Origin of the sequence: Peribacillus sp. NPDC097295 (genome assembly GCF_044761665.1) — a bacterium.
Lineage (GTDB): Bacteria > Bacillota > Bacilli > Bacillales > DSM-1321 > Peribacillus.
In genome coordinates, this window is the sequence record NZ_JBIWCW010000004.1 from 86,281 (window position 1) to 109,070 (window position 22,790).

Annotated in this window: 22 protein-coding genes and 1 riboswitch; of the genes, 7 read left to right on the forward strand and 15 right to left on the reverse strand. The window is 39.4% G+C overall.

The window, feature by feature from the left end; genetic code table 11:
* The first annotated feature begins 50 nt into the window (after positions 1-50).
* The gene (locus ACIQXN_RS08990) at positions 51-512 is read left to right on the forward strand and encodes an RrF2 family transcriptional regulator (protein WP_402965034.1); all 462 of its coding nucleotides are present in this window, start codon (positions 51-53) and stop codon (positions 510-512) included.
* A 15-nt stretch (positions 513-527) separates the two neighbouring features.
* Here ACIQXN_RS08990 and ACIQXN_RS08995 read toward each other — a convergent pair whose 3' ends face one another.
* The 3 genes from ACIQXN_RS08995 to ACIQXN_RS09005 form a co-directional block, all read right to left on the reverse strand.
* On the reverse strand, positions 528-1,526 hold the full coding sequence (locus ACIQXN_RS08995) for an HD-GYP domain-containing protein (protein ID WP_402965039.1): 999 nt from the start codon (positions 1,524-1,526) through the stop codon (positions 528-530).
* Positions 1,527-1,604: 78 nt separating this feature from the next.
* Positions 1,605-1,796: a zinc-finger domain-containing protein gene (locus ACIQXN_RS09000; RefSeq protein WP_402965042.1), complete on the reverse strand. Its 192-nt coding sequence runs from the start codon at positions 1,794-1,796 to the stop codon at positions 1,605-1,607.
* On the reverse strand, positions 1,774-2,472 hold the full coding sequence (locus ACIQXN_RS09005; protein ID WP_402965046.1) for a ribonuclease H family protein: 699 nt from the start codon (positions 2,470-2,472) through the stop codon (positions 1,774-1,776). The genes ACIQXN_RS09000 and ACIQXN_RS09005 overlap by 23 nt, the downstream gene beginning before the upstream one ends.
* Before the next feature lie 257 nt (positions 2,473-2,729).
* On the opposite strand from ACIQXN_RS09005, the gene ACIQXN_RS09010 reads away from it, so the two are divergent.
* Together ACIQXN_RS09010 and ACIQXN_RS09015 are read left to right on the forward strand one after the other, a co-directional pair.
* Positions 2,730-3,137: a reverse transcriptase-like protein gene (locus tag ACIQXN_RS09010; RefSeq protein ID WP_402965050.1), complete on the forward strand. Its 408-nt coding sequence runs from the start codon at positions 2,730-2,732 to the stop codon at positions 3,135-3,137.
* On the forward strand, positions 3,121-4,029 hold the full coding sequence (locus tag ACIQXN_RS09015; RefSeq protein WP_402965055.1) for a DMT family transporter: 909 nt from the start codon (positions 3,121-3,123) through the stop codon (positions 4,027-4,029). The genes ACIQXN_RS09010 and ACIQXN_RS09015 overlap by 17 nt, the downstream gene beginning before the upstream one ends.
* Positions 4,030-4,060: 31 nt before the next feature.
* Here the strand turns inward: ACIQXN_RS09015 and ACIQXN_RS09020 are convergent, their stop codons facing one another.
* The 7 genes from ACIQXN_RS09020 to ACIQXN_RS09050 form a co-directional block, all read right to left on the reverse strand.
* Positions 4,061-4,396: a DUF6123 family protein gene (locus tag ACIQXN_RS09020; protein ID WP_402965058.1), complete on the reverse strand. Its 336-nt coding sequence runs from the start codon at positions 4,394-4,396 to the stop codon at positions 4,061-4,063.
* 67 nt (positions 4,397-4,463) lie between these two features.
* On the reverse strand, positions 4,464-5,339 hold the full coding sequence (locus ACIQXN_RS09025) for a 5'-3' exonuclease (protein ID WP_402965062.1): 876 nt from the start codon (positions 5,337-5,339) through the stop codon (positions 4,464-4,466).
* A gap of 88 nt (positions 5,340-5,427) precedes the next feature.
* Positions 5,428-6,255: a sulfurtransferase gene (locus tag ACIQXN_RS09030; protein ID WP_402965066.1), complete on the reverse strand. Its 828-nt coding sequence runs from the start codon at positions 6,253-6,255 to the stop codon at positions 5,428-5,430.
* The gene (locus ACIQXN_RS09035; protein ID WP_402965071.1) at positions 6,243-7,025 is read right to left on the reverse strand and encodes a nucleotidyltransferase domain-containing protein; all 783 of its coding nucleotides are present in this window, start codon (positions 7,023-7,025) and stop codon (positions 6,243-6,245) included. Before ACIQXN_RS09035 ends, ACIQXN_RS09030 begins: the two co-directional genes overlap by 13 nt.
* A 29-nt stretch (positions 7,026-7,054) precedes the next feature.
* Positions 7,055-10,759 carry a dynamin family protein gene (locus tag ACIQXN_RS09040; RefSeq protein ID WP_402965075.1) on the reverse strand — a complete coding sequence of 1,235 codons (3,705 nt, stop codon included), beginning with the start codon at positions 10,757-10,759 and terminating at the stop codon, positions 7,055-7,057.
* Between the two features lie 472 nt (positions 10,760-11,231).
* Positions 11,232-11,762, reverse strand: coding sequence for an isoprenylcysteine carboxyl methyltransferase family protein (locus ACIQXN_RS09045; protein WP_402965078.1), 531 nt, complete (start codon positions 11,760-11,762; stop codon positions 11,232-11,234).
* The gene (locus tag ACIQXN_RS09050; protein WP_402965082.1) at positions 11,762-12,850 is read right to left on the reverse strand and encodes a type III polyketide synthase; all 1,089 of its coding nucleotides are present in this window, start codon (positions 12,848-12,850) and stop codon (positions 11,762-11,764) included. The genes ACIQXN_RS09045 and ACIQXN_RS09050 overlap by 1 nt, the downstream gene beginning before the upstream one ends.
* Before the next feature lie 174 nt (positions 12,851-13,024).
* Between ACIQXN_RS09050 and ACIQXN_RS09055 the strand changes: the two genes are divergently transcribed.
* Entirely contained in the window at positions 13,025-13,477 is a 453-nt protein-coding gene (locus tag ACIQXN_RS09055) for a chemotaxis protein CheX (RefSeq protein WP_402965086.1), read from the forward strand.
* A gap of 359 nt (positions 13,478-13,836) precedes the next feature.
* On the opposite strand, the gene ACIQXN_RS09060 is transcribed toward ACIQXN_RS09055, so the two are convergent.
* Both ACIQXN_RS09060 and ACIQXN_RS09065 read right to left on the reverse strand, forming a co-directional pair.
* A complete protein-coding gene (locus ACIQXN_RS09060) occupies positions 13,837-15,150 on the reverse strand; it encodes a nucleobase:cation symporter-2 family protein (RefSeq protein WP_402965090.1) in 1,314 nt (437 codons plus the stop codon).
* Positions 15,143-15,742 (reverse strand): xanthine phosphoribosyltransferase, encoded by a 600-nt coding sequence (locus tag ACIQXN_RS09065; protein ID WP_402965093.1) that lies wholly within the window; start codon positions 15,740-15,742, stop codon positions 15,143-15,145. Before ACIQXN_RS09065 ends, ACIQXN_RS09060 begins: the two co-directional genes overlap by 8 nt.
* Before the next feature lie 155 nt (positions 15,743-15,897).
* Positions 15,898-15,999: riboswitch (purine riboswitch) on the reverse strand.
* A gap of 365 nt (positions 16,000-16,364) precedes the next feature.
* Here ACIQXN_RS09065 and ACIQXN_RS09070 point away from each other — a divergent pair.
* Genes ACIQXN_RS09070 through ACIQXN_RS09080 form a run of 3 tightly spaced genes read left to right on the forward strand, consistent with a single transcriptional unit; the run spans position 16,365 to position 18,659 of the window.
* On the forward strand, positions 16,365-16,514 hold the full coding sequence (locus ACIQXN_RS09070; protein WP_402965097.1) for a cytochrome c oxidase subunit 2A: 150 nt from the start codon (positions 16,365-16,367) through the stop codon (positions 16,512-16,514).
* Between the two features lie 16 nt (positions 16,515-16,530).
* On the forward strand, positions 16,531-17,010 hold the full coding sequence (locus tag ACIQXN_RS09075) for a cytochrome c oxidase subunit II (protein ID WP_402965100.1): 480 nt from the start codon (positions 16,531-16,533) through the stop codon (positions 17,008-17,010).
* Positions 17,007-18,659, forward strand: a complete 1,653-nt coding sequence (locus ACIQXN_RS09080; protein ID WP_402965102.1) for a b(o/a)3-type cytochrome-c oxidase subunit 1 — start codon at positions 17,007-17,009, stop codon at positions 18,657-18,659. The genes ACIQXN_RS09075 and ACIQXN_RS09080 overlap by 4 nt, the downstream gene beginning before the upstream one ends.
* A gap of 47 nt (positions 18,660-18,706) precedes the next feature.
* Here ACIQXN_RS09080 and ACIQXN_RS09085 read toward each other — a convergent pair whose 3' ends face one another.
* The 3 genes from ACIQXN_RS09085 to ACIQXN_RS09095 all read right to left on the reverse strand — a co-directional run bounded on the left by ACIQXN_RS09085 (position 18,707) and on the right by ACIQXN_RS09095 (position 22,686).
* Complete coding sequence (locus tag ACIQXN_RS09085) at positions 18,707-20,260, reverse strand: carboxypeptidase M32 (protein ID WP_402966074.1); 1,554 nt, start codon at positions 20,258-20,260, stop codon at positions 18,707-18,709.
* Between the two features lie 90 nt (positions 20,261-20,350).
* Complete coding sequence (locus ACIQXN_RS09090; protein WP_402965106.1) at positions 20,351-22,264, reverse strand: ATP-dependent DNA helicase; 1,914 nt, start codon at positions 22,262-22,264, stop codon at positions 20,351-20,353.
* Between the two features lie 221 nt (positions 22,265-22,485).
* Positions 22,486-22,686 carry a cold-shock protein gene (locus ACIQXN_RS09095; RefSeq protein WP_034307871.1) on the reverse strand — a complete coding sequence of 67 codons (201 nt, stop codon included), beginning with the start codon at positions 22,684-22,686 and terminating at the stop codon, positions 22,486-22,488.
* Between the last annotated feature and the right edge of the window lie 104 nt (positions 22,687-22,790).

A 22,790-nucleotide genomic window follows, 5' to 3' on the forward strand; every position in this document is an offset into this window, starting at 1 on the left:
GTGTTCACATTTATGATATAGTCAAGGGGATAGAATGTGAGGCGATAGATATGAGGCTAACGAGTTATTCAGATTATTCATTAAGAGTATTGATTTACCTAGCTTCCCAAGAACAAAACAAATTGACGAATATTAAAGAGATTTCTGAAGTTTATCATATATCGAAAAACCATCTCATGAAGATTGTATATAACCTAGGTAAATTGGGTTATATCGAAACAATACGTGGACGTAACGGTGGTTTTCGGCTAGCAAAATCTCCAGATGGTATCAATGTTGGAGAAGTGGTACGGAAAACCGAAGAAGATTTTTACCTGGTAGAGTGTTTCAAAGATGATGATAAATGTGTGATTTCTCCGGTATGTTCTTTGAAATTCATACTTAATAATGCCTTAGATGCTTTTTTGAAGGTACTTGATCAATATACAATAGCTGATTTCACTGAAAATAAGGTAATGCTAAAAGCCTATTTCGATTCAGTAAAGCCAATTGAAAAAGAGCCCGATTTATAAATCGGGCTCTTTTTCTCATTTACTTATTATACGGTCAATCTGTAATTCCTTTTCCATTCTTAAGTCCACGATGCCAGTATCTGTTTTCATGAGTACTTTAAGGGGATCATACGGGTTGATCATGAGAATTGTGCCCGTTTGTTGATTTGTTAGCACAACTTCTTTTCCTATTAAAGTTTCCATCAACGTATTAATGAAAACCAACAAAATTTTAGGATTGAATTTCCCAAAAACATCACGATTCATTTGTTCAATTACCATATAAAATGGCATGGCCTGATGATATACACGATTTGAAGACATGGCATGAAACACATCAGCGATAGCTACGACCTTGGAAAGGTAGTAAATGTCATTCCCATTGAGATTTAATGGATAACCATGTCCATCTTCACGCTCATGGTGCTGAAGTGCCGTTAATGCTATAGATGGATGAATGCCCGGAATGTTCTTGAGCAGCTCATACCCGTATATCGTATGACGTTTCATTTCTTCGTATTCTGTCAAAGTAAGCTTGCCCGGTTTATCTAATAAACTCTCAGGAATCCTTGTTTTCCCCACATCATGTAGGGTTGCAGCTAAAGTGAGATTGGTGAGGTTTTCACTCGATAAACCAAGCTTTTTTCCTAAATAGGTCGCGATGATCCCTACTCCTATATTATGCTTGTACGTATATTCATCTTTAGATTGCATTTCTTCAAATAGATAGTAGATGTCAGGAATTTTTGCAGCCTCTTGAATGACAGGAACAATCTCGGCTTGAATCCTATCAATGGTTCGACGCTCAATTTTCTCTTCTTTTCGTATATCATCGAAAATACTCTTTATTTCTACCGTGATATCGTTTATTTGGTTATGAAAATTGTCATTGAACCTTTGTTTTACATTATGATCACTCACTGATTCTTGATTTTCTTCTATCTTTTTATTCAGATTTTCCAACAAAGAATCAATTTCGGAAATGGTAAGTGGTGAAACCCACTCTTTATTTACATATCCTTTTCTTTTATTCATGGCCCACACTTTTCCTTCTTTTTTCCTATAATACCATATTATTCTATGTCATTGCGAAAAAAAGTAGATGAATATGTCTTATACTTGTGAATCGTCAACAAGTTTATTGCCAAGTTCTCTTAGTTTTTCTCCGACAGTGCACTGCGATATGCAGAACTGGTGGGCATATGAACGTCCTTTATCTTTTCGAAATTGTTTTTGTAAAAAACAGTCCTGGCAATATGATACGATAACCTCTTCAACTTCTTCATAAATTTTTTTCCGATTCATCCTTATTACGACTCCTTTGATCAGCAATTTCCAACTTGCTAAAAATGGCTTCTCCCTGTAATGCTTGTGTTGCCAAACGGTCCGCTTCTTGATTTTCCTTGCGTGAAATTGGCTGATAATGCGGAATGATTTTCATTTTCTCCATCTTGGCTTCGATCCGATCCAACCATTTATTTAAGTTTTCTTCCATACATGGCCAGTCACCCGATAGTTGATTTAAAACAACAAGTGAATCTCCCTTAAAGAAACAACTTTGATGATGTACACCTAACTCCTCCATCTGGTTCAGCGCTTCATAAAGTGCGGCATACTCCGCTTCATTATTGGACTCGAATTGATCAAGCCTTAAATTCGCACGGATACGGAAGCTTTTTTTTCCTTGCCGATAATAAATGACTACACCTAATCCAGCTATATTCTGTTCCTTTTGGTAGCCTCCATCAAAAAAGACCGTCACATCCTGCGGCTCCTCTTCCACCACAGTCAGAAGTTTCTTCAATTCTTTCTTCGTCCATGTCGTTTCGAAATCATCCTTGAATTCCACGTCCTTTAACCGCCCCGATTTTTCAAGGTCCTCGGCTATGATTAACGCACTACCGGCATCCAGCCAATCCGAAGTAAAAACAGCCGAAGGTTTTCTGGAAGCTTTATATTTCCATTGCATGATTACTTTCAATGATTTTCAGCCCCTTGATCGCTTTTTTTTTTCACTCGATTGAGTTAGACAATTTTACATACCTTTTCTCCGTAACACCATCTATAATATAAAATATATAAATAAATATTCTTATAATAATTATTTATAGTAGTTCCCTAAATAGCACGAAACTCTCTCTTTTGAATGGGGATGTTTTTCATTCTTCCGTTTAAAAATGTTTTATAAACAAGTTTTAATCATATCATATTAACAATGTGTACTCGAGGAGGAACATCATGATTGAAGTGTATATCGATGGAGCCAGTGCCGGAAACCCTGGACCAAGCGGGGCTGGGATTTTCATAAATAATAACGGTGTAGTAGAACGTCATTCCATTCCGCTAGGATATATGGAAAACCATGAGGCGGAATACCATGCTTTAATAAAGGCTTTAGAGATATGTGTGGCCAGCAATTATAAAGTGGTCTCCTTCCGGACAGATTCCCAAGCGATTAACCAAGCCATTGAGAAGAAGTTCGCTAAAAAAAAATATGGAGTCTTGCTTTATGAGGCACTTAAGCTGACCGACCAACTGGAGCTATTCTTTATTAAATGGATACCAAGTATAGAAAACAAATCGGCTGATGAGCTAGCTCGACGGGCCATACGTTTGAATAAGGATGAACATGAAAAAAACGGCTGATGTAACTCTACTATTCGTGGTATTTATTTGGGGCGTTACATTTGTAATGGTTCAAAACGCTCTCTCTTTTCTTGAACCCTTTAGCTTTAACGCTGTCCGGTTTTTCATTGCCTTTCTGTTTTTGCTGATCCCTTATTTTTTGACTTCACATAAAAAAAGAACGACATGTAGTAAAGAAGTGTTGATTGCAGGAATTCATATCGGAGCATGGCTCTTCTTGGGTTATGCGTTTCAAACGAAAGGTCTGGAATTAACAACTCCGGCAAAAACAGGCTTCATCACGGGCTTAAGTGTGGTTATGGTCCCCGTTTTTTCTTTGCTGCTCTTAAAATTGAAGTTATCGCGTAATACAGTGTTGGGAGTCGTTGCCGCAACATTCGGACTTTATTTAATGGCGTTCGTTGACCATTCGTCTTTAAATACCGGGGATTTCTTGGTGTTTTTATGTGCAGTCAGCTTTGCGATGCAGATCATCACCACCGCTAGATATGCCAAAATCCTTCCGGCACTTCCCTTGACGTTGATTCAAATCTGCACGGTATCTTTATTGTCCTTTGTCTCCGCCTTCCTTTTTGATGAGAATTATTCCGTGGTCTTCAAGGCGGAAGTCATGCTTCAGACAGAGGTTTGGACGGCATTATTGGTAACCGCTGCCTTAGCAACGGCATTCGCCTTTTTCGCACAAACCTATTTTCAGGCTTATACGACTCCCACAAGGGTTGCTTTGATTTTTTCAATGGAACCTGTGTTCGCTGCTATAACCTCATACATATGGATTGATGAAAAATTGACGATGGCTTCTTTAGCAGGGTGCGCTTTCATCTTCGTCGGAATGATTCTTGCTGAACTTCCATCCAAAAAAAGGACATCTTTTTCTAGGGAAATAACGTAAATAGGTTGGACTTCTACTTACGAAGTCCAACCTATTTAAGTAATCCTTGTTCTTTGGCAAACGATACCGCCGCTTTGTGCGTTTCAATGCCATTGTGTTTTAAATTTTCAAGGAATGAGATATAAAAACTGCCATCAAATTTCTTTTGGACTTTCAAGGTCAATTCGATTGCCACATTGACTAAAGTATCACTTGCTTCGGTATAACGTTTGCCAAAATAAATAAAACCTATGGCGTCATCACCGAAAGAGAAGCCCTTTCCTTCTAAAAAACTCACGTATTCTTCAGTTGATTGCCCCACTACCGCATCACTTCCTCTTTCATGCTTTTTACATCTTATCGTAAATAAGTAGTTTTGCCTATCCATTTTTCGACAAAAATCTCCCTATCCAAAGAAAAAAGGAATTCCCGATGGGAATTCCTCTCATTTATTTTTATAGCATACGCAGTAGGGTTTTATATTCATGATCCCTGACCAAATTTTGGACCTTCTCACGATCGTATTGATAAATTGCCTGATCTAAGGGACACGATATCGGCACATCGCATTTGATTTCCGCCAGTTGCCTTGATAAATGAAGCATATCAATGGCTGATTCGATCTTTGCTCGCTGTCCCTTCGTCAATGAAGCAACGTTTTCGAGGATACCCTCTATATTTTGATATTGTATCAATAACTTTAAGGCTGTTTTTTCCCCTATCCCTTTTACACCGGGATAATTGTCAGCGGTATCACCCATTAACGCTTTTAGGTCAATCATCTGTCTAGGGGTAATCCCTTTCCATTCAAAGAAGCTATCGGGATTATGGACTTCGTAATTTCCATATCCCTTTTTTAAAAGGAGAACGGAAATATTGTCTTCGATTAACTGAAGCATATCTTGGTCGCCCGTTAAAATTCCAACACGACTATGGTTAGCTGAAGCTTTTGCAATGGTGCCGATACAATCGTCCGCTTCATAGCCTGGAAGCCCGATATTCGGAATATCAAAAGCCTCGACGGCTTGTTTAGCTAATTCGAATTGTGGAATCATTTCAACAGGGGCGGACGTTCGATTCGCCTTGTACCCGTCAAACAATTCATTCCGGAACGTTTTACTACCCATATCCCAACATACCGCGATATGACTAGGGGAGAAATGATTGACTGCTGTGAGCATATGCTTTAGGAAGCCCTGTACAGCATTAGTGGGCGCCCCTTTTGAATTAATCATAAACTGGCCTGTGACCGCAGTTGCATAAAAAGCTCTAAATAAAAGTGCCATTCCATCGACAAGCATAAAGGAAGGCTGCTGTTCTTTTTCATTCATTAACACTTAATCACCTCTATCATGATGTATATCTATTTTACCATAGCTGTCCACCTTTTTAAGGATAGTTAATTGGAAAATTAGTTAATCATCCTATAGGGTTGTCAGGGTAGGAAATCCAGTCACTGAAGCTTCCCACATATACCTTCACATTGGGAAAACCGGCTTCCTTTAAAGCTACATAATTGGGAGCAGCCGTCACACCGGAACCGCAATATACGATAATTTCCTTATCCCGGCTAATACCTTTGTATGTTTGCTTAAGTTCTTCAGCCTGTAAAAAAGAGCCCTCATCCAAAACATTCGTCCATACCTTATTGATTGCCCCTGGTATGTGACCTGCCTTTTTATCAATTGGTTCTTCAATCCCTAGAAACCGTTTAGTTTCCCTTGAATCGATCAACACCACATCATCAGGTCTTCTTTCAGTGAAGTCCTTCACTTTTTGATAAGAAGCGAGCACAGATTCCCTGATTTGCAAGTGGTATTCCGCTGGTTCATAATGTGGCAACCGATCATCAGAGGCATATCCTCTTTCCTTCCATGCCCGATATCCACCGTTTAGTATATATACCTTCCGATGCCCCATATAAGTAAGAAGCCAAACGAATCTCGAAGCGAAGCTACCCTCTCCGCCGTCATAGGCAACTAAAATCGTATCATTGGTTATTCCATATGATTCTAGCTTATCTTTAAATTGACCCAGGTTCGGAAGCGGATGTCTACCCCCATGTTCTTCAACCTTCCCCGATAAGTCTTTTTCTAAATCAAAATATATGGCACCAGTAATATGTTCTTTTTCGTATTCATTGCGACCCATATCGGACGCACCTAGCTTGAATCGACAATCACAAATCCTGATATTCCCCCTATTAAACATGGATAGTAGTTCTTCACTCTCCATTATATATCCCATGAACCCATCTCCTTTTTTAAAATGGACCAATTTATTTGATTGAGTTTCTCTTCCATATTGACCCCTAAAGAAAGGTTTGCTAATTTTTCTTTCAGGAAGGGTAATTCCCCTTTCAAGAAGTTGAGATTTTCTTCACTCTCAATTTTAGAATAGTGCCGATCCTTCTTTGCCATAAATATGGCGGTCATTCTCTTTTTTGTGGTTTCTTCAAGCATGACGGAATCCGTTAGATCCCAAACATTTATTGGTGGCAGCGGTTCTTTTTGGATGAGATACTGCAAAGTTACATAAGAGCGATAAACTTGTACCCATGTTTTCAACTCTTTAATATCTGAATCTTTCTTTTCAGACAATCTTTGTAAATTCCCCCATAACATTCGGAAATAATGATGACCTAAGACCTTTTTGGAAAAAGCCCTATCCATCAAATCTGACACTTTACGATAATAGTCCAGCTGAGAGATAAGCTGAATAGGAGACTTAAACAATTCATAAAGAGAAGGATTACTTTTTAATAGGAGCCGGGATGCCTTAAATAAATCCCAACCAACGAAATCTAGGCTGCCTTCATCCATTTGAATAAGATCGACAGGTTGGCTTATTGATAGATAGGATTTCACTTCATTATGGGCATAAATGAACCTGACATCAGAATCTGAATTAGAGGAAGATAGACCAAAAGAATGGCTACCTGTTACAGCAGCCACCAAAATCGTAATATTTTTTTGCTTTTCAAGCTTCAACAAATGTGAAATAAGGTTTTCTTTCATATAAGTAACCTCGTTTCTATTTATCATTTCTATGAGTTCATATTTACCAACTTCTCTACAGCCTGTTCATAATACGGTAAATCGACCTTTTCTTCCAATGCAGCGCGTAAGCCAGCAAAAACATCGGCTATTTCCCCTTGGAATTTCTTTTGAATCGATAGTAATTCCTGATCCAGAATCCCCGTATATAATTCCAATATACGTGCCCCTTGTTCCTTTACGTAAATCAGAGCGGGCTCATCCAAATGCTGTTGAATATCTTCACTCATTTTAACCTTTTCATTTTTTTCAAAGAAGGATTTTGGATTTTTGAACTGGGCCAATTCTCTTTTGAATTCACTTGCATCCATTTCGGTAAAAGCACGTGTAAATTCAAGGGACTCTTTCTCACTCGGTTCATAGGGTTGTAAAGAAATTGTTTTTCTGACAGTCTTAATTTGTTGAAGCAAACCGACTTGTTTTTCATTCAACAATTTATTAACGAACATTTCCGTTCTCAATGCCGTCGCACGCATTTCCTGTGAAAGGTCGAAACCTAACGATTCAAGTAATTCTTTTAAGGATTGTTTCAGGACCTGTTTCAAATCCTGCCCATCGTCTTTTATGACTGCAGGGTTAAATGCTTCCTTAAAGAAGTCATTGAACCGGAAAAATACACGCTGTTTACTATAGAATGTCAGTTCATCAATCTCTTTTTTCAACCGTAGTTTTTCGGCATCCCCTTTAATGACTTCCAAAATACCTGAAATGGTCCGAGCCTCATGAGTCAATGTCTCAAGGGCCTCTTGCTTCGCTTTTTCATCTTGCTTGGAGGCAGTAATTACATCACGCATTAGTTCCTCGGTCCTTCTTACAGCGGCCTGCGCTGATTCGATGGCAAGTCCCGTCAAGTCATTTTCTATGAACGAATCGAACTGCAATTGAAAATCGGATATTCCACTATCCTGAAGGAAAGCGTGCTTGAAGGAACCAGGAATTTTCTTCTCTGACAATGCTCCCTTACTTGTAAGAGGGAATAGCTTTGGAAAACGGATCCCGAAGCCATTTAATTGATCCTTGACATACTCCATCACTTCGTCCAACTCGTCAGTATTTTGAGCTAAATCGACTGCATTGACGATAAAGAACATTTTATCCATTGCAAAGGAATCCTTAACTCGGCCAAGCTGGATCAGGAATTCTCTGTCTGCCTTTGAAAATGGATGGTTGTAATAGGTCACAAAAAGAATGGCATCCGAATTTTTTATATATTCGAAGGCAGCACCAGTATGCCTGGCATTTATTGAATCCGCTCCCGGTGTATCAACAAGCACCATCCCCTGCTTAGTCATTTCACAGTCGTAACGCAATTCTATCAAATCTACGAGGCACGACTTCGACTCCTCTGCAGCAAAACTCTTGAATCCTTCCAAATCCACCGTTATGACGGTTCCTAAATCTTTTTGGTATGGCGGCATTCCGTGATAAAACGCCCGAAGGAAAGATAGATGGGTTTTCCCTTTATCGACTTCTCCTGCTTTTTCGATTATCTCTCCAGCCAATTGATGAGCCTCACCTAGTGACTTGGCTGTTTGATCAAACGCAGCTAAAGCTAACTTCACATCTTCTAGCAGCATCTCTTCGGTTTTTAGTGTAACAGCTGCCGTACCATGTGCATGTTCACCATCCGAAGCCATTATTTTATTGATTGCAGCAGTGGTAGGATTAGGCGATACCGGCAAGACGTTCTCTCCCATTAATGCATTGGCAAAAGAGGACTTCCCGGCACTGAAGGCACCGAATAAAGCAACAGTGAACGTTTGCTTTTCGAGACGGTTAGCCTTCTCCCTTAATTCCTTATACAGTGATTGGAAACCTTTCAAGGGCTGGATGAGTTTGGCGGCACTTTGTAAATTCTTTGCGGTATCCATCAACTTATCCTTACCCCGTAAATCTTTATTTGTAGCAGTATCAGTCACAACCGTTTTTATTTCCTCATTTTTTTCATCACGGTTTGTGTCGAGTTTCTTATCTCGATCAAACGTTTCATTCTCACTCGTATTCATTATTTTAACCGTGACGTTTTTTTCTTCTTCATCCCATTGAGTTAAAAGGGACTGAATAACACCTTCTTCGACTGGTGGTACCGTTTGATTGAAAATGGCATCCAAGCGTTCCTTTTGAGTGGCTATTTCACCATTCATCGCTGCTGTAACCTTAAGAGCTTCTGCAAACTCAGAAAAATCCTCCAATTCGTTATCGATGGATTCCGAATGCACCTCAATTTTCTCCTGCAAAGCGACTACCAATTTATTGAAAAACAAATCCGCTTCATCACGAGCCTTCTTTTTAATCGTGGAAGCGAGGTCATTGGTATAATTCAAAACATATTCACCCGTAACATTTACCTGCGGCTTTAAAGATTTCTTGACGTAGTCCTCTGTTATCTCGATGTGCAATGTCTGGGCTTCACTTTCAAGCTCTGTATCATGTACTTCTGCTTCAGTTAGAGTTTTCACAGCCAACTCCTTCAGGTGCCATTCAAGTTGTGTCTTGACCTTTTCTTGCAAATCGGCCAAGAATGAATGAAGGCGTTCCAGCCGTTCAGCTTCCGTTTTTTTCTTTGCGAATAATAATCCCATTTTAAAATCAGGCTGTAAGGATTCCAAGAACGATTTACCCAAATCACGCGTAGTTGCCGGCATGATGTACGCACTTTTCAGGATGACTTCCAAGTCTTCGGAGAATTGAGCCTTTATCCTTTCCAAGCGATTTGTCAAAGAACCTTTCTCCTTGATTAGTCTATCCACTTGGTTCGTCAATTGCATCCGTTCTTCATATGGAAGTTCCGAGAGCACCTCGAATTCGCTGGCATGTTCTTCTTCATACTGCTCTTTTAGCCAGGTGAGATGTCTCTCAACCAGGGCATTTGCAGATTGTATAATGGCATCTTTCCCGTTAGTCAGGCCCTTTTCTGCCATTTCATAAAGAAAATTACGAACGGTTTCAATCTCGTTCTCGCTATTATCCAAATCTCTGACCGATGTATAAAAGATTCCATCAGGATATACATTCCAGTTCGCAAACGCTTCTGAAACCGAGAGTTTGAAGTTCTGGAAGCTCAGTTCGCTTTCATCATGTTTATCAATCATATTGATAATTAAGTATGTTGGTTTTTCAGCTTCTAACAGTTCTTTCGTAAACAGGAAATTCACTTCTGATTGAACATGATTATAGTCCATAACATAAAAAACAACATCCGCAAGGTGCAAGGCCGATTCGGTAGATACTCTATGAGCATCATCGGTCGAGTCAATACCCGGCGTATCCATGATTGCACAAGAATCCGGCAATTGAAACTGATCGGAGCTTATAGTAATGGCCGATACGGAATCACCGTCCTTGGCGAATTTCTTTACTTCCTTAAAATCATATGGTGCAGGGAATACGACCGGTGGCTGATGATGAAAAAAGACCTTGGCATAGTCCTCCCCTTTTTGAACTTTAACTGTATTGGCACTCGTCGGAATCGGGCTAGAAGGCAATACTTGATCACCTAGGAAGTAATTGATCATGCTGGACTTCCCTGCGGAAAAATGGCCACAGAATGCTATGATGAATTCTTCCTTATTCACTTTCATGATTAACTGTTTAAGTTTATCTGCATTCCCAATATCCCCTGCCAATTGGAATTTTTCATACATGGCAGTCAAAATCCCCATTTTAGACTGTTGTTTGATTACTTCAGAAATCATCGATCCATACCCCTTATTCTATCTTCATTTTGATAATCTTATTGTAAACGATTTCGTTTGTTATTCATACCGTTAGCTTAACGATTTGCTTGTCCATCATGTAATGACAAGCAAAAAAGCCCACAGTTTTGTGGGCTTTCACTGAAGTACTTCACTATAAAAAGGCTTACCGAGTTGAGGGTGTTGGGTGGAAAGTAGCGTGATTTTCTTTTTTTGACTGAGTTAAAGGTCGTACGGCCTTAGCCGGTTTTTGGATATTGTTTAACACATGTTTCATCACAAATGTATATGTAGCGACTGTCAATAAAATGAATAACCAAATCATTACAAAACACCATCCTCTTATATATTAGGCTATTAGTTTCATCTGTCATATTTATATGTTTTCTACTCTATTGAGAATAATTTTCATCTTCAATTAGAATCTTATCACGAACGATAATCATTTTCAATAAGAAAAATAAACTTTTTATTATTTTTGCTTAAAAGCTGAAGAATATTCCGTGTGTTCTTTTAATGCCCTTTCTTCCATGGGAATCCGAACAGACATCATCCAGACATTCAACAGGCTGAAAATCATTGCTGTAAAATAAGCATTGAATAATAAGGAAATGACAATGATTTCAGTTGCCACGATGAGGTAATTAGGGTGTTTAATGTACCTATACGGTCCTTTAATGACCACTTCCGCATTCGGGACGACTATGATTTTTGTGTTCCAATGTTTCCCGAGCGTCATTATGACCCAAACCCTTCCTATTTGTGCTATCAGAAACAAAGGTAACCAAATAGGCCACAAGGGAGAAAGCTCTCTTGTGAATGCGACTACCTCAATAGTAAGAACGACAAAAAAACTCAAGTGCATAAGGACCATCCAACGGTAATGATTCTCTCCGAACTCCACTGCCCCCGCTCTCTTCATTTGCTTTTCATTTTGCTTGGCGATGTATAATTCAGCAAGGCGCTGTAAGGCAATCAAGCCTATAAAAATCCCAAAAATCATCAGTTCCACCTCATTAACACTAATTCAGATGAAAAACCTGGACCCAATGCAGCCGCAAGGCCGTAATCCCCCTTATGCCCACTACGCTTCATGAACCTTTCAAGGACATACAAAATCGTGGCCGAAGACATGTTGCCAAACTCTCTTAAAACGGCCATGGAATCCTCCGTCATATCTTCATTGAACCCTAATGACTCATGGTAGGCATCAATAACCTTCTTCCCTCCAGGGTGGGCTATAAAATCGTGAATATCTTCAAGTCTAATTTCCTTTTTCTCTAAAAAGGCCACTACATTTGGTTTAAGCCATTCCTTAATAATGGTGGGTATATCTTTAGAGAAGACCACATGAAGACCTTGATCTTTCAAATCCCATCCCATAACCTCCAAAGAATCGGGCATAAGGGTGGACTGGGATTCTAAAAAATACAGATGGTTTTCTTTTGTGGTCATCCCCTCTACCTCTGCATCGTCACCGCAGATTAACACACAGCTAACTCCATCAGAAAATAAGGACGTCCCAATTAAATTACTTTTAGTAATATCATCTTTCTGAAAAGTCAAGCTACATAGTTCTACACATAATACGATAACCTTAGCGTCCGGATATGCTTTGCAATACTCAAATGCCCGTGAAAGACCACTCGCTCCCCCCGCACAACCCAGCCCCCATATCGGGATCCTTTTCGTATGGGAATCAAAAGGAAGTTCATTCATGATCCTCGCATCTATGGTTGGGGTTGCTAATCCAGTACTTGAGATAAAAAAAAAGGCATCAATTTCACTAGGATGAATCTCATTTTTCAAGAACTCAGTATTACCCAAGCACTTTTCTATGGCCTCTTTTCCGAAGTCGACAGCCTGTTTGACATATACTTCATTTTTTTCTTGAAACGTATGATCTTCCCTAAACCAATCTAGGTCATTGGAAAAATACCTATTTTCCACTTGGCCGTTTTTGAACGCCTGCAATAATCGTTCGATATTCTTAAAAGATGCACCGAAAATTTCGCGGGAAAACTCCATGATTTTATCCTGTGAAAGTTGATAAGGTAGTTTTATGTGGGAAGCAGATAATAAATAAGACATGAATACACTCCTTATTAATCAATATATGGTTAAGCTTCCCAATAAAAGCAAAAATGATTCTGAAACATTTAATAGGCTTAAATACACAATTTTAAATATTTTTTTCGTAAAGATAGGTAATTAACCCTATAAATTTGTTATTATAGGAATAACCATACAATCGGGGGTATCTATATGGAAATCAATGCTCTTATAACAAAAGTATTAAATGGAACGATTTCTGCAGTAAAGTCGGTCCTTCCTTTTTCTTCAGAAGTCCAGAAACCCTCCTTCATTAAGCAACCCTTTGAACAGGAATCCATCTCTGTACTAATCGGGATGACGGGGGACGTCCGTGGAAGATTGATCATTGAAGGAACAAGCGACTGTGTGAGTAAAATAGGTGAAGTCATGTTTGGTATGCCTCTCGAAGGCGAAATGCTGGAATCCTTCGCTGCCGAGCTTGGTAATATGCTTGCAGGTAATATTGCCACTTCCTTAGCAAATGATAATATTCTTATGGATATTACACCACCAACCGTCCTTGTCGGTCATACAAAAATGTATGGCTTCAATCAAGCCATCAATCTGCCTATCGTCTTGGAAGGGGCAGGAACCCTTCATATGGTTTTGATGATAGAAATGTAATTTATCAAACGAAAGAAGCCCCTTACCTTCAATTTATCTGGTAAGGGGCTTCCTTCAATCTTCCTTCTCTACGGAAGATTGGTTTTGAACTTGGATGATGATGTTTTGAAATTCCTCTTTTCCACAGACAAAACATCTACACTCCTGATTCAATATGGTCCGACAATGCATACAGTATTTTTTCTCCATCCCCATCACTTACTTTCTTAAACAGATACTAACAATATATTCAGAAAGTGAAGAGAGTTTCCTATTATTTATTCATCCAGGTCTTTTCATCAAACCCATTAGATGATACAAACAAAAACTGCCTCCATCCCAAAGCGGGTCAATGGAGGCAGTTTTTGTTCATTTAATAATCAGGCTACATTTTGTCCTTCCATATGCATTTTCTTTACTTTCCCTTTTGAAGGGATCACATTGAAAATGATATTCAAGAATATGGCTGTGAAACTCCCGGCTACAATTCCATTTTCAGTTAGAATTTGGATACCCTTAGGAATATGGGAGAACACCTCAGGCACAACGGTTACCCCTATTCCCATTCCCACTGAGCATGCAATGATTAAGAGATTTTCCTGTGAAGAAAAATCCACTCTGCTTAACATTTTAATTCCTGCTGCAATCACCATTCCGAACATGGCGATCATCGCCCCTCCTAAAACGGAAGGAGGAATCACTGTAGTGAACGCACCTATTTTAGGGACAAAACCAATTAATATAAGCATGCTTGCAGCTACATAAATGACATTTCTCGTTTTAATTCCAGACAATTGTATCAGTCCGACATTTTGTGAAAAAGCCGTATAAGGAAAGGCATTAAATAAACCGCCTACAATACTGGCCAGCCCTTCAGAACGATACCCGCGGGCAAGGTCTTCTTCTAAAATCTTTTTATCTGTAATTTCTCCCAAGGCATAGTAAACACCTGTCGATTCAACTAAGCTAACTATGGCAACCAGAGTCATTGTTATAATGGCGGTTATATTGAATTCAGGAAGGCCAAAGTAGAAGAAATGTGGCAAATGAAGCCAAGAAGCGCTGGCTACCGAACTGAATGCCACTTTGCCCATGAAGAAAGCGACAAATGTCCCGAAAAATAACCCAAGTAAAATTGCGATGGATCTTGCAAAGCCCGTTGAGAATTTATACATCAATATGATAAATAGCAACGTTCCGAAACCAAGCGCTACATTACTCAAGGAACCGAAGTCAGCAGCCCCTTGTCCGCCTCCCAAGTTATTAACGGCCACCGGAATGAGAGTAATTCCAATGATCGTTACTACTGACCCTGTTACAACGGGAGGGAAAAACCTTGAAAGCTTTCCGAAGAACTTACTGACTAATACAACGACCAACCCCGAAACCAGAATGGCACCATAAATGCTATTCATACCGTACTGGGTACCAATTGCTATCATCGGGCTTACTGCCGTGAATGTACAACCCAGGACGACGGGAAGGCCAATGCCAAAATGCCTCATTTTCACAACTTGTAATAAAGTGGCAATCCCACACATTAGAATATCGATGGAAACCAAATAGGTCAGCTGTGTCGAATTCAATCCCATCGCACCGCCGACAATAAGGGGGATAACAATGGCACCCGCATACATAGCAAGAACATGTTGTAATCCTAAAGATGCAACTTTCCATGGGGATTGATTAGCCATTAACGATAGCTCCTTCCTTCTCCTCAACAAATACGATTTCGCCAACGTTCAACTCCTTGATCCTCGCTAAGGATTCGACATGGAATCCCTGATCCCTTAGGTCCTTCCCGCCGCTTTGGAATGCTTTCTCGATGACAATCCCTATACCGACCACTTCAGCTCCCATTTGCTTACAGATATCCGCCAAGCCCCGAGCAGCTTGTCCTACTGCAAGAAAATCATCGATTATCAAGACTTTATCGCCCGCTTTAATATATTTATTAGATACCGTAATGGTATTCGTTTCCTTTTTAGTAAATGAATGAACGGACGCGGTCACCAAATCCTCAGTCAATGTAAGGGATTTACGTTTGCGGGCAAATATTAACGGTACGTCCAACTCCAAAGCCGCCATCAGTCCTGGCCCAATTCCGGATGATTCAATCGTAAGCACTTTTGTTATTTCTTTATGGGCAAATCGTTTTACAAATTCTTTTCCAATCTCTTTCATTAGCATAGGATCCATTTGATGGTTCAAAAATGAATCGACTTTTAAAATGTCTTTGGATAATGCTTGCCCTTCGGACAGGATCTTGTTTTTTAATAGTTGCATGATGATTCCTCCCAATCTGGATGTTTATTTACCCATGTCTGCTTTTGTTTCTTGGCAAATAAAAAAACCAAGAAACATTGCAACACTTTGGAGTGAGGCAATATTTCTTGGCATCCGTGAAAAAAAGGAATACATAAATCCCTTTCATCCTGCAACAAGATCTATTACTCACTCATAGTCAGATTGTTTACGGCAATCCGGTAGAAACTTGCAGGCCATATCCCTGCGATTATACGAGTGAAACTTTAATTTTTATATTATAAGAATTATAACAACGCTAGCTCTATTTGAAAAGCGAATTTTACTAAAAAACGAACTTTACAAAGAAATACCTATTTAACATTAGATTTTTTAGAAAATTCAAAATAGTAAGAGTTAATTCTCAGTAGTATCCTTCCTTAAAAAATTAATGACAGCACTTTACACTTCACAATACTTTCACAAATTACCTTCCAAAAAAGTTTACTTATCTTTAGCCTGGCAATTTTACACTATTCACAACATGTTAAGGAGATGATTGAACAATTTGTGAAATGATAGATAAAGGATACTTTTTCACCATGTCTTTTGTATGATGAATTTATTTAATAAACATTTTCATGAATTGAAAGGAGTGGAAGTAATGTCCGAGCCTGCTTTTAAGAGTAAACGTACCATAAAAAAACAGGATACCAATCTAAAAGGTACACTCGCTTCTGTTTTACTACTTGGAATTTTTCTGGTAATCGTATGGGTCAGCATTTATTTTTTATTTACAGATCGTTTAGGTTAATTGAGGAGGAAAAATCATGCACATGCATAAGTTTGAAAAAATCTGGCTGATTTTAGGAACGGTCGCCCTACTCATTTTCTTAACCGTCTTAGGAGTGAGTGCCTTCTATTTAGGGAATCAGCCACCAAGCTGCTTAGTAACCATCGATCCAGAAAAAGTGGATACAACAGCCCCCTTCGATGCCCCCGGCTTACATAAAGTCGAGGGAAAAGAGTGGGATTATGAGTTAGTATTTGTAGCTTCTGCCTTTTCATACAGCCCTGCAAAGGTAGAGATACCGAAAGGGTCTACTGTCAAAATCATTGCGACGACCAAAGATGTTATCCACGGTTTCGAGGTAGCCGGAACAAATGTCAATATGATGCTTGAACCCGGTTATGTCAGTGAATACACCGCCACTTTTAATAAAGTGGGAGAAAACCTGATTATTTGCAATGAATATTGCGGAGTTGGTCACCATATGATGAGCTCCCAGATTGAGGTGGTTTCAAAATGACAAAAGCTATTGAAAATGAAAGAATTCACCCACTGGACGCAAAGCTCGCCATGGCTCATTTCTTTGTAGCCATCATTGCCTTGGCACTAGGAGGCTTTGCAGGGTTACTTCAAACACTCGTGCGTTCAGGCAGAGTCGAATTGCCCGCCGGAATAACCTATTATCAATTACTTACGGTTCATGGCGTTTTACTCGCTCTTATACTTACAACCTTCTTCATCATAGGATTTCATCTATCAGCAGTCAGTAAAACGATCGGGCCCTTAAGCAAACGGGCAAGAATATCAGGCTGGATAGGATTTTGGACAATGACCGCCGGTACTGCAATGGCTGCACTAATGGTCTTATTAAACGAAGCGTCAGTCCTTTATACTTTTTATGCTCCGCTTCAAGCCCATCCCATTTTCTATGGGGGATTGACACTTGTTATCGTTGGTAGCTGGATTAGCGGCGGGGCCTTATTATCGACCTACCATAAATGGAGGAAAATAAACCGGGGCCAGGCAAGCCCTTTATTAAGTTTTATGGCTGTAGTCAATACTTTACTATGGATTGTTGCCACTATAGGGGTTGCTGTCACCGTATTATTCCAGCTTCTTCCTTGGGCTTTGGGGTGGGTTGATTCGATTAATATTTTGGCAAGCCGGACCTTGTTTTGGTACTTCGGTCACCCACTTGTCTATTTCTGGTTGCTTCCAGCCTATATGTGCTGGTATGTGGTGATTCCTAAAATCATTGGCGGTAAAATATTCTCGGATTCATTGGCAAGGATGTCTTTTATTTTATTTCTGCTATTCTCCATACCTGTCGGACTACATCATCAATTACTTGAACCTGGCATCGATCCAGTTTGGAAATATTTACAGGTCATATTAACCTTCTTGGTCGTTATCCCATCTTTAATGACAGCTTTTTCTTTATTCGGGACGTTTGAAAAATATGGCCGTTCACAAGGTGCTTCTGGTTTATTCGGCTGGTTCAAAAAACTGCCTTGGGGAGATGCTCGTTTTACCGTTCCTTTCATCGGGATGGTGGCATTCATTCCAGCGGGTGCAGGGGGGCTTGTCAATGCTTCCAACCAGCTGAACCAAGTTGTTCATAATACCATCTGGGTAACTGGACATTTTCATTTAACATTGGCCACTTCGGTGATCTTGACTTTCTTTGGTATTTCTTATTGGCTCATCCCCCATTTGACTGGTCGGACATTGACAACAAAATTGAATAAATTAGCAATCATTCAAGGGATTTTTTGGGCAATTGGGATGTCCATCATGTCCGGGGCCATGCATATTGCCGGTCTACTAGGAGCTCCTCGTCGATCTTCATACTCCACTTATGGGGGATCCTCTCAGGCCATGGATTGGATTCCATATCAAATCGCTCAGGCAATTGGTGGAACCATACTGTTTATTGGAATCATTTTATACATTATCGTTTTCATCCAATTGGCTTTCTTTGCTCCCAAAGGAAATGAAGAGTTTCCCGTGGGTGAAGCATCTGCAGACGAAACTGCACCCCTCATTTTTGAAAACTGGAAATTATGGATTGGAATAACAGCGGCACTTATTCTTTTTGCCTATACCATTCCATTTATTGATATTATCCAGAACGCTCCTCCAGGTTCTAAAGGTTTTAAATTATGGTGATATAAAAAAAGCCTTGGCAGCTTGCCAAGGCTTTCCCTTTGAAATCACTATTTGATTTTATAAACTTCTTTATATTTTTCTTCCAGATACTCGATTAGATATTTCACGTTCAAGCCTTCCCCAGTTGTATCTTTCAGTATCTCTAAAGGCTTTTTCATTTTACCGAATTTATGGATATTTTCGTTAAGCCAATACCTGATCGGTTCAAGGTTACCTGATTCCACAAGTTCATTAAAGTCAGGCAAATCCTTTTGCATCGCATGTTTAAATTGTGCAGCATACATATACCCCAATGCGTAGGATGGGAAATATCCAAAACTACCATCAGACCAATGTACATCTTGCAAAACTCCCATTGCATCATCTTCAGGTAGAATTCCGAGATATTCCTCGTATTTTTTGTTCCAAGCGCTTGGTAAATCCCTCACCTCAAGCTCTCCATTGAAAAGTGCTTTTTCCAATTCGTACCGAATCATAATATGTAATGGATATGTTAACTCATCTGCTTCAATTCGGATGAAAGAAGGCTTTGATTCGTTGATTCCACGGTAGAAATCTTCAAGTTCAACATCTGAGAACTGCTCGGGAGCATACTCTTTCAATAATGAATATTGCTTTTTCCAAAAACTTAGGCTTCGGCCAATGAAGTTTTCAAAGAATAAAGATTGAGATTCATGGATGCCCATTGAAGTTCCACTATCAAGAAGCGTTCCTGTTAGCTCCCCGGCAATATTTTGCTCATAAATAGCATGTCCACACTCATGAATTGTTCCAAAAATCGCGCCTCTAAAATCCCGTTCGTCATAACGGGTCGTAATCCTTACGTCTCCACTATTGATTCCAGTCGCAAAAGGATGGACGGTTTCATCCAGCCTTCCCGCCTTAAAGTCATAACCAAGCTGTTTTAAGACTTCTTGGTTGAATAATAGCTGTTTTTCCTTTGGAAATGCTTGATAAAGGAAATCTGTTTCAGGTTGTTCCTTACTATCTGCAATTTGCTTGACTAAGGGAACGATGCTTTCTTGAAGCTCGGCAAATACTCGGTCCAGTATTTCGACTGTCATGCCCGGTTCATACATGTCCAACAAAGTATCGTATGGCTGGTCCTCATATCCCCAGTATTCAACAAATTTACGAGTATAGTCGACAACTTGCTCCAGGTATGGTTCAAATAAAGAAAAGTCCGCTTTTTCCCTAGCCTCTTCCCATGCACTTTCCGAACGGGATTGTAATATGACGAATTCCTTGTATTCATCTGCTGGGATTTTCTTATTTCGATCATATTCTTTTTTACATTCCTGTACCATTTTGATCGTTGTTTCACTTAGTATCGCTTCTGCTGTTTCTATTGTAAGTTCATCAATAAACCGCTTCATCTCAGAACTTGTCGTCATATTGAAAACCTCAGAGGATAGGACCCCAATCACTTCAGAACGCTGCTCTACTCCCTTTTTGGGAGCACCTGTACGCAAATCCCAAAATATGAGTGCAAGTGCCTCGTTATATGCCGAAATTTTCTTAACATAATCTTTAAACTCTCTTTCAATTAGCTCCACATTCTTTGTCAAATAAAACACCCCTTCCACATTACACTTTACCATATTATACAAAAAGATATCATATCTGAACTATCTAGCTTCCTCAAAAAAAGAGCCAAAGAGAAATTCCCTTGGCTCTAAAAAAGATTTATATTAAATCGTTACCGGAAGAACGGAAATGATTTTCTCTTTGACTTGATCCGATATATCGTTGTCGATCAGAATTTGCACAGTCCCCGAATCATTGCTAGTACGGATTAAACGCCCAATACCCTGGCGTAAACGAAGTAGCATATACGGGAGGTCAACCGATTCAAAAGGAGTTGTACTTGAGTTCCTTTTGGCTTCGAATACTGGATCATGTGGCGGGAATGGGAGTGAATGTATCACTACATTTTGTAATGAAGCTCCTGGCACATCCAGTCCTTCCCATAAGTGATAGGAAAATAGGACGGAATGTTCTTCCTCCTGAAACTTTTTAACAAGATCACTAATTTCAGATTCGCCTTCAAAATAAAAAGGATATGCTGTCTTCGCGCAGTTTTCCTTGAACCAATGCAACTCTTCTTTTGATTGGAACAATACGAGAGTCCGGCCCTCGTTTTCCTCGATTGTTTTCATTGTATACTTGAGCTTAGCCAATTGATCACCTTTTTCGAAGGCAGGCATGTTCATTTTCATCACGTCTTCGTAATCAAATGGTGATTCTACTGAGAAACTGTCGAAGTTTTTAATTCCTAAGCTATCTGCAATATATTGGAATGATTTATTATCAGAGAGAGTCGCCGATGAAAAAATGTATGGGATCTTTTTCGAGAAAACTTGTTCTGACAATATATCCTGGACAAGTCTTGGCATGATGACCAACGTTTTTGTCATCTCATTTTCTTCAAACCATGAAACAGCCTGTTCATCTTTCACAAATAGGGAAAGTGAGTATCCTAACTGTTCTAAATACTCTTCGGTGACTTTCAAATCATAATCGTTAATCGTATACATTTCCGATTCAAAAACAAGGCTTTCTTCTAATTCTTCCACCTTTTTATGAAGTTTTTTTGCTAAAGTGGTAATTTCCTTGGACATCGGAATTTCATATCGGTTAGAGCCACTTACATGAATTGCCTTATCATCAAGCAAATCAAAAAACTCTTCATTGATTTCGATTAAATCTTCAATGACGTACAGCGTTTCCTCACGCACCTGGTTCGCTGTTAACAACTCCAAGATAGAATCTAGTGTTTGTTCACCCACTTTATAAGTAAGGGCTTTTTGTGCAGAAAATTCCAGTAAATGACCTTCATCGAAGATTACACAGCTATGTTCAGGCAATAGTGGAAGCTGTCCTTCACGCTTGCGTTTTTCCTTCGTCCAAACATGCTCCATAAAGAAGTCATGAGAACAAATGATCAAGTCACTCGATTTCCGGTAATGATCACGCGAAAGGGTCTGTCCGCATCGCTGACGCTTATCGCAGGTAAAACAGTTTTGCAGTTGATCCCAGCCTACTTTTGACCAATCTTCATCATTAAGGTATGGATATTGTTTTCTATCTCCATAAGGTGTATAGGCATTCATGGAAGAATTATTATGCACAAATTTCGGTAGTTCATCGAACAGTTGATCGATTCCCTCCGAATCCTCATGATTCACGGCATGATCCAATTTCTTAAGGCATACGTATTGATCGTGGTATTTCGCAAGTCTAACATCCACATCAATCCCTAATGCACTCTTTATTTTTTGGATATCGCCTTCTTCTTTAACTAGCTGTTCAATCAATGTCTCATCCGCACAAGAAATGATTGCCGGTTTATTGGTATATCGGGCATAGCAGATTGCGTATAACAAATACACCAATGTCTTTCCGGTACCAACACCAGCTTCTGCAAAACTTATATTTTTTTCCTTGAAGGCCTTCTCTAGTTGAAAAGCCATGAAAATTTGCTCATCACGCAGCTCGAATCCTTTTTCGGGAAGAATATCGTAAAAAACATCACCCATCCATTCTGAAAGCTTATCGTAAAAAGAATCTTCCTTTGTTACCGAAAAAGGCAGTGTTTTAAGCATTATGGTCTCCCCTTTTATGTATCTTAAGTATATATAATCAGTCATCAAAATATATCTAGGCAAAAGTATATTATCCTTCACTTTAAGAGCATAGTCAAGTTGTTTCCTCACCTGTCAATAAAATATTATATCGCCTCCCCCTATTGCTAGATATTTTTAATGTATAAAAATAAAAAGACAGACTCCCTAGAGAGCCTGTCTGTAAATAATATAAGGTTGAATTAAGCTTTGTTTACGTTTGATGCTTGCGGTCCGCGTTGACCTTGTTCTACATCAAATGTAACGTCTTGGCCTTCTTCAAGTGTTTTGAAACCTTCTCCTTGGATAGCTGAGAAATGTACGAATACATCGTCTCCACCTTCACGTTCGATGAATCCAAAACCTTTTTCTGCGTTAAACCATTTTACTTTACCTTGTTCCATTTTTGTTGCCTCCTAGTGTGTTTGCCACACATTATATTACTATCCTTGCTCACTGATTATTAAGGTATTCCTTAAATCTGAACAAAAATAATTCAATATCAGAA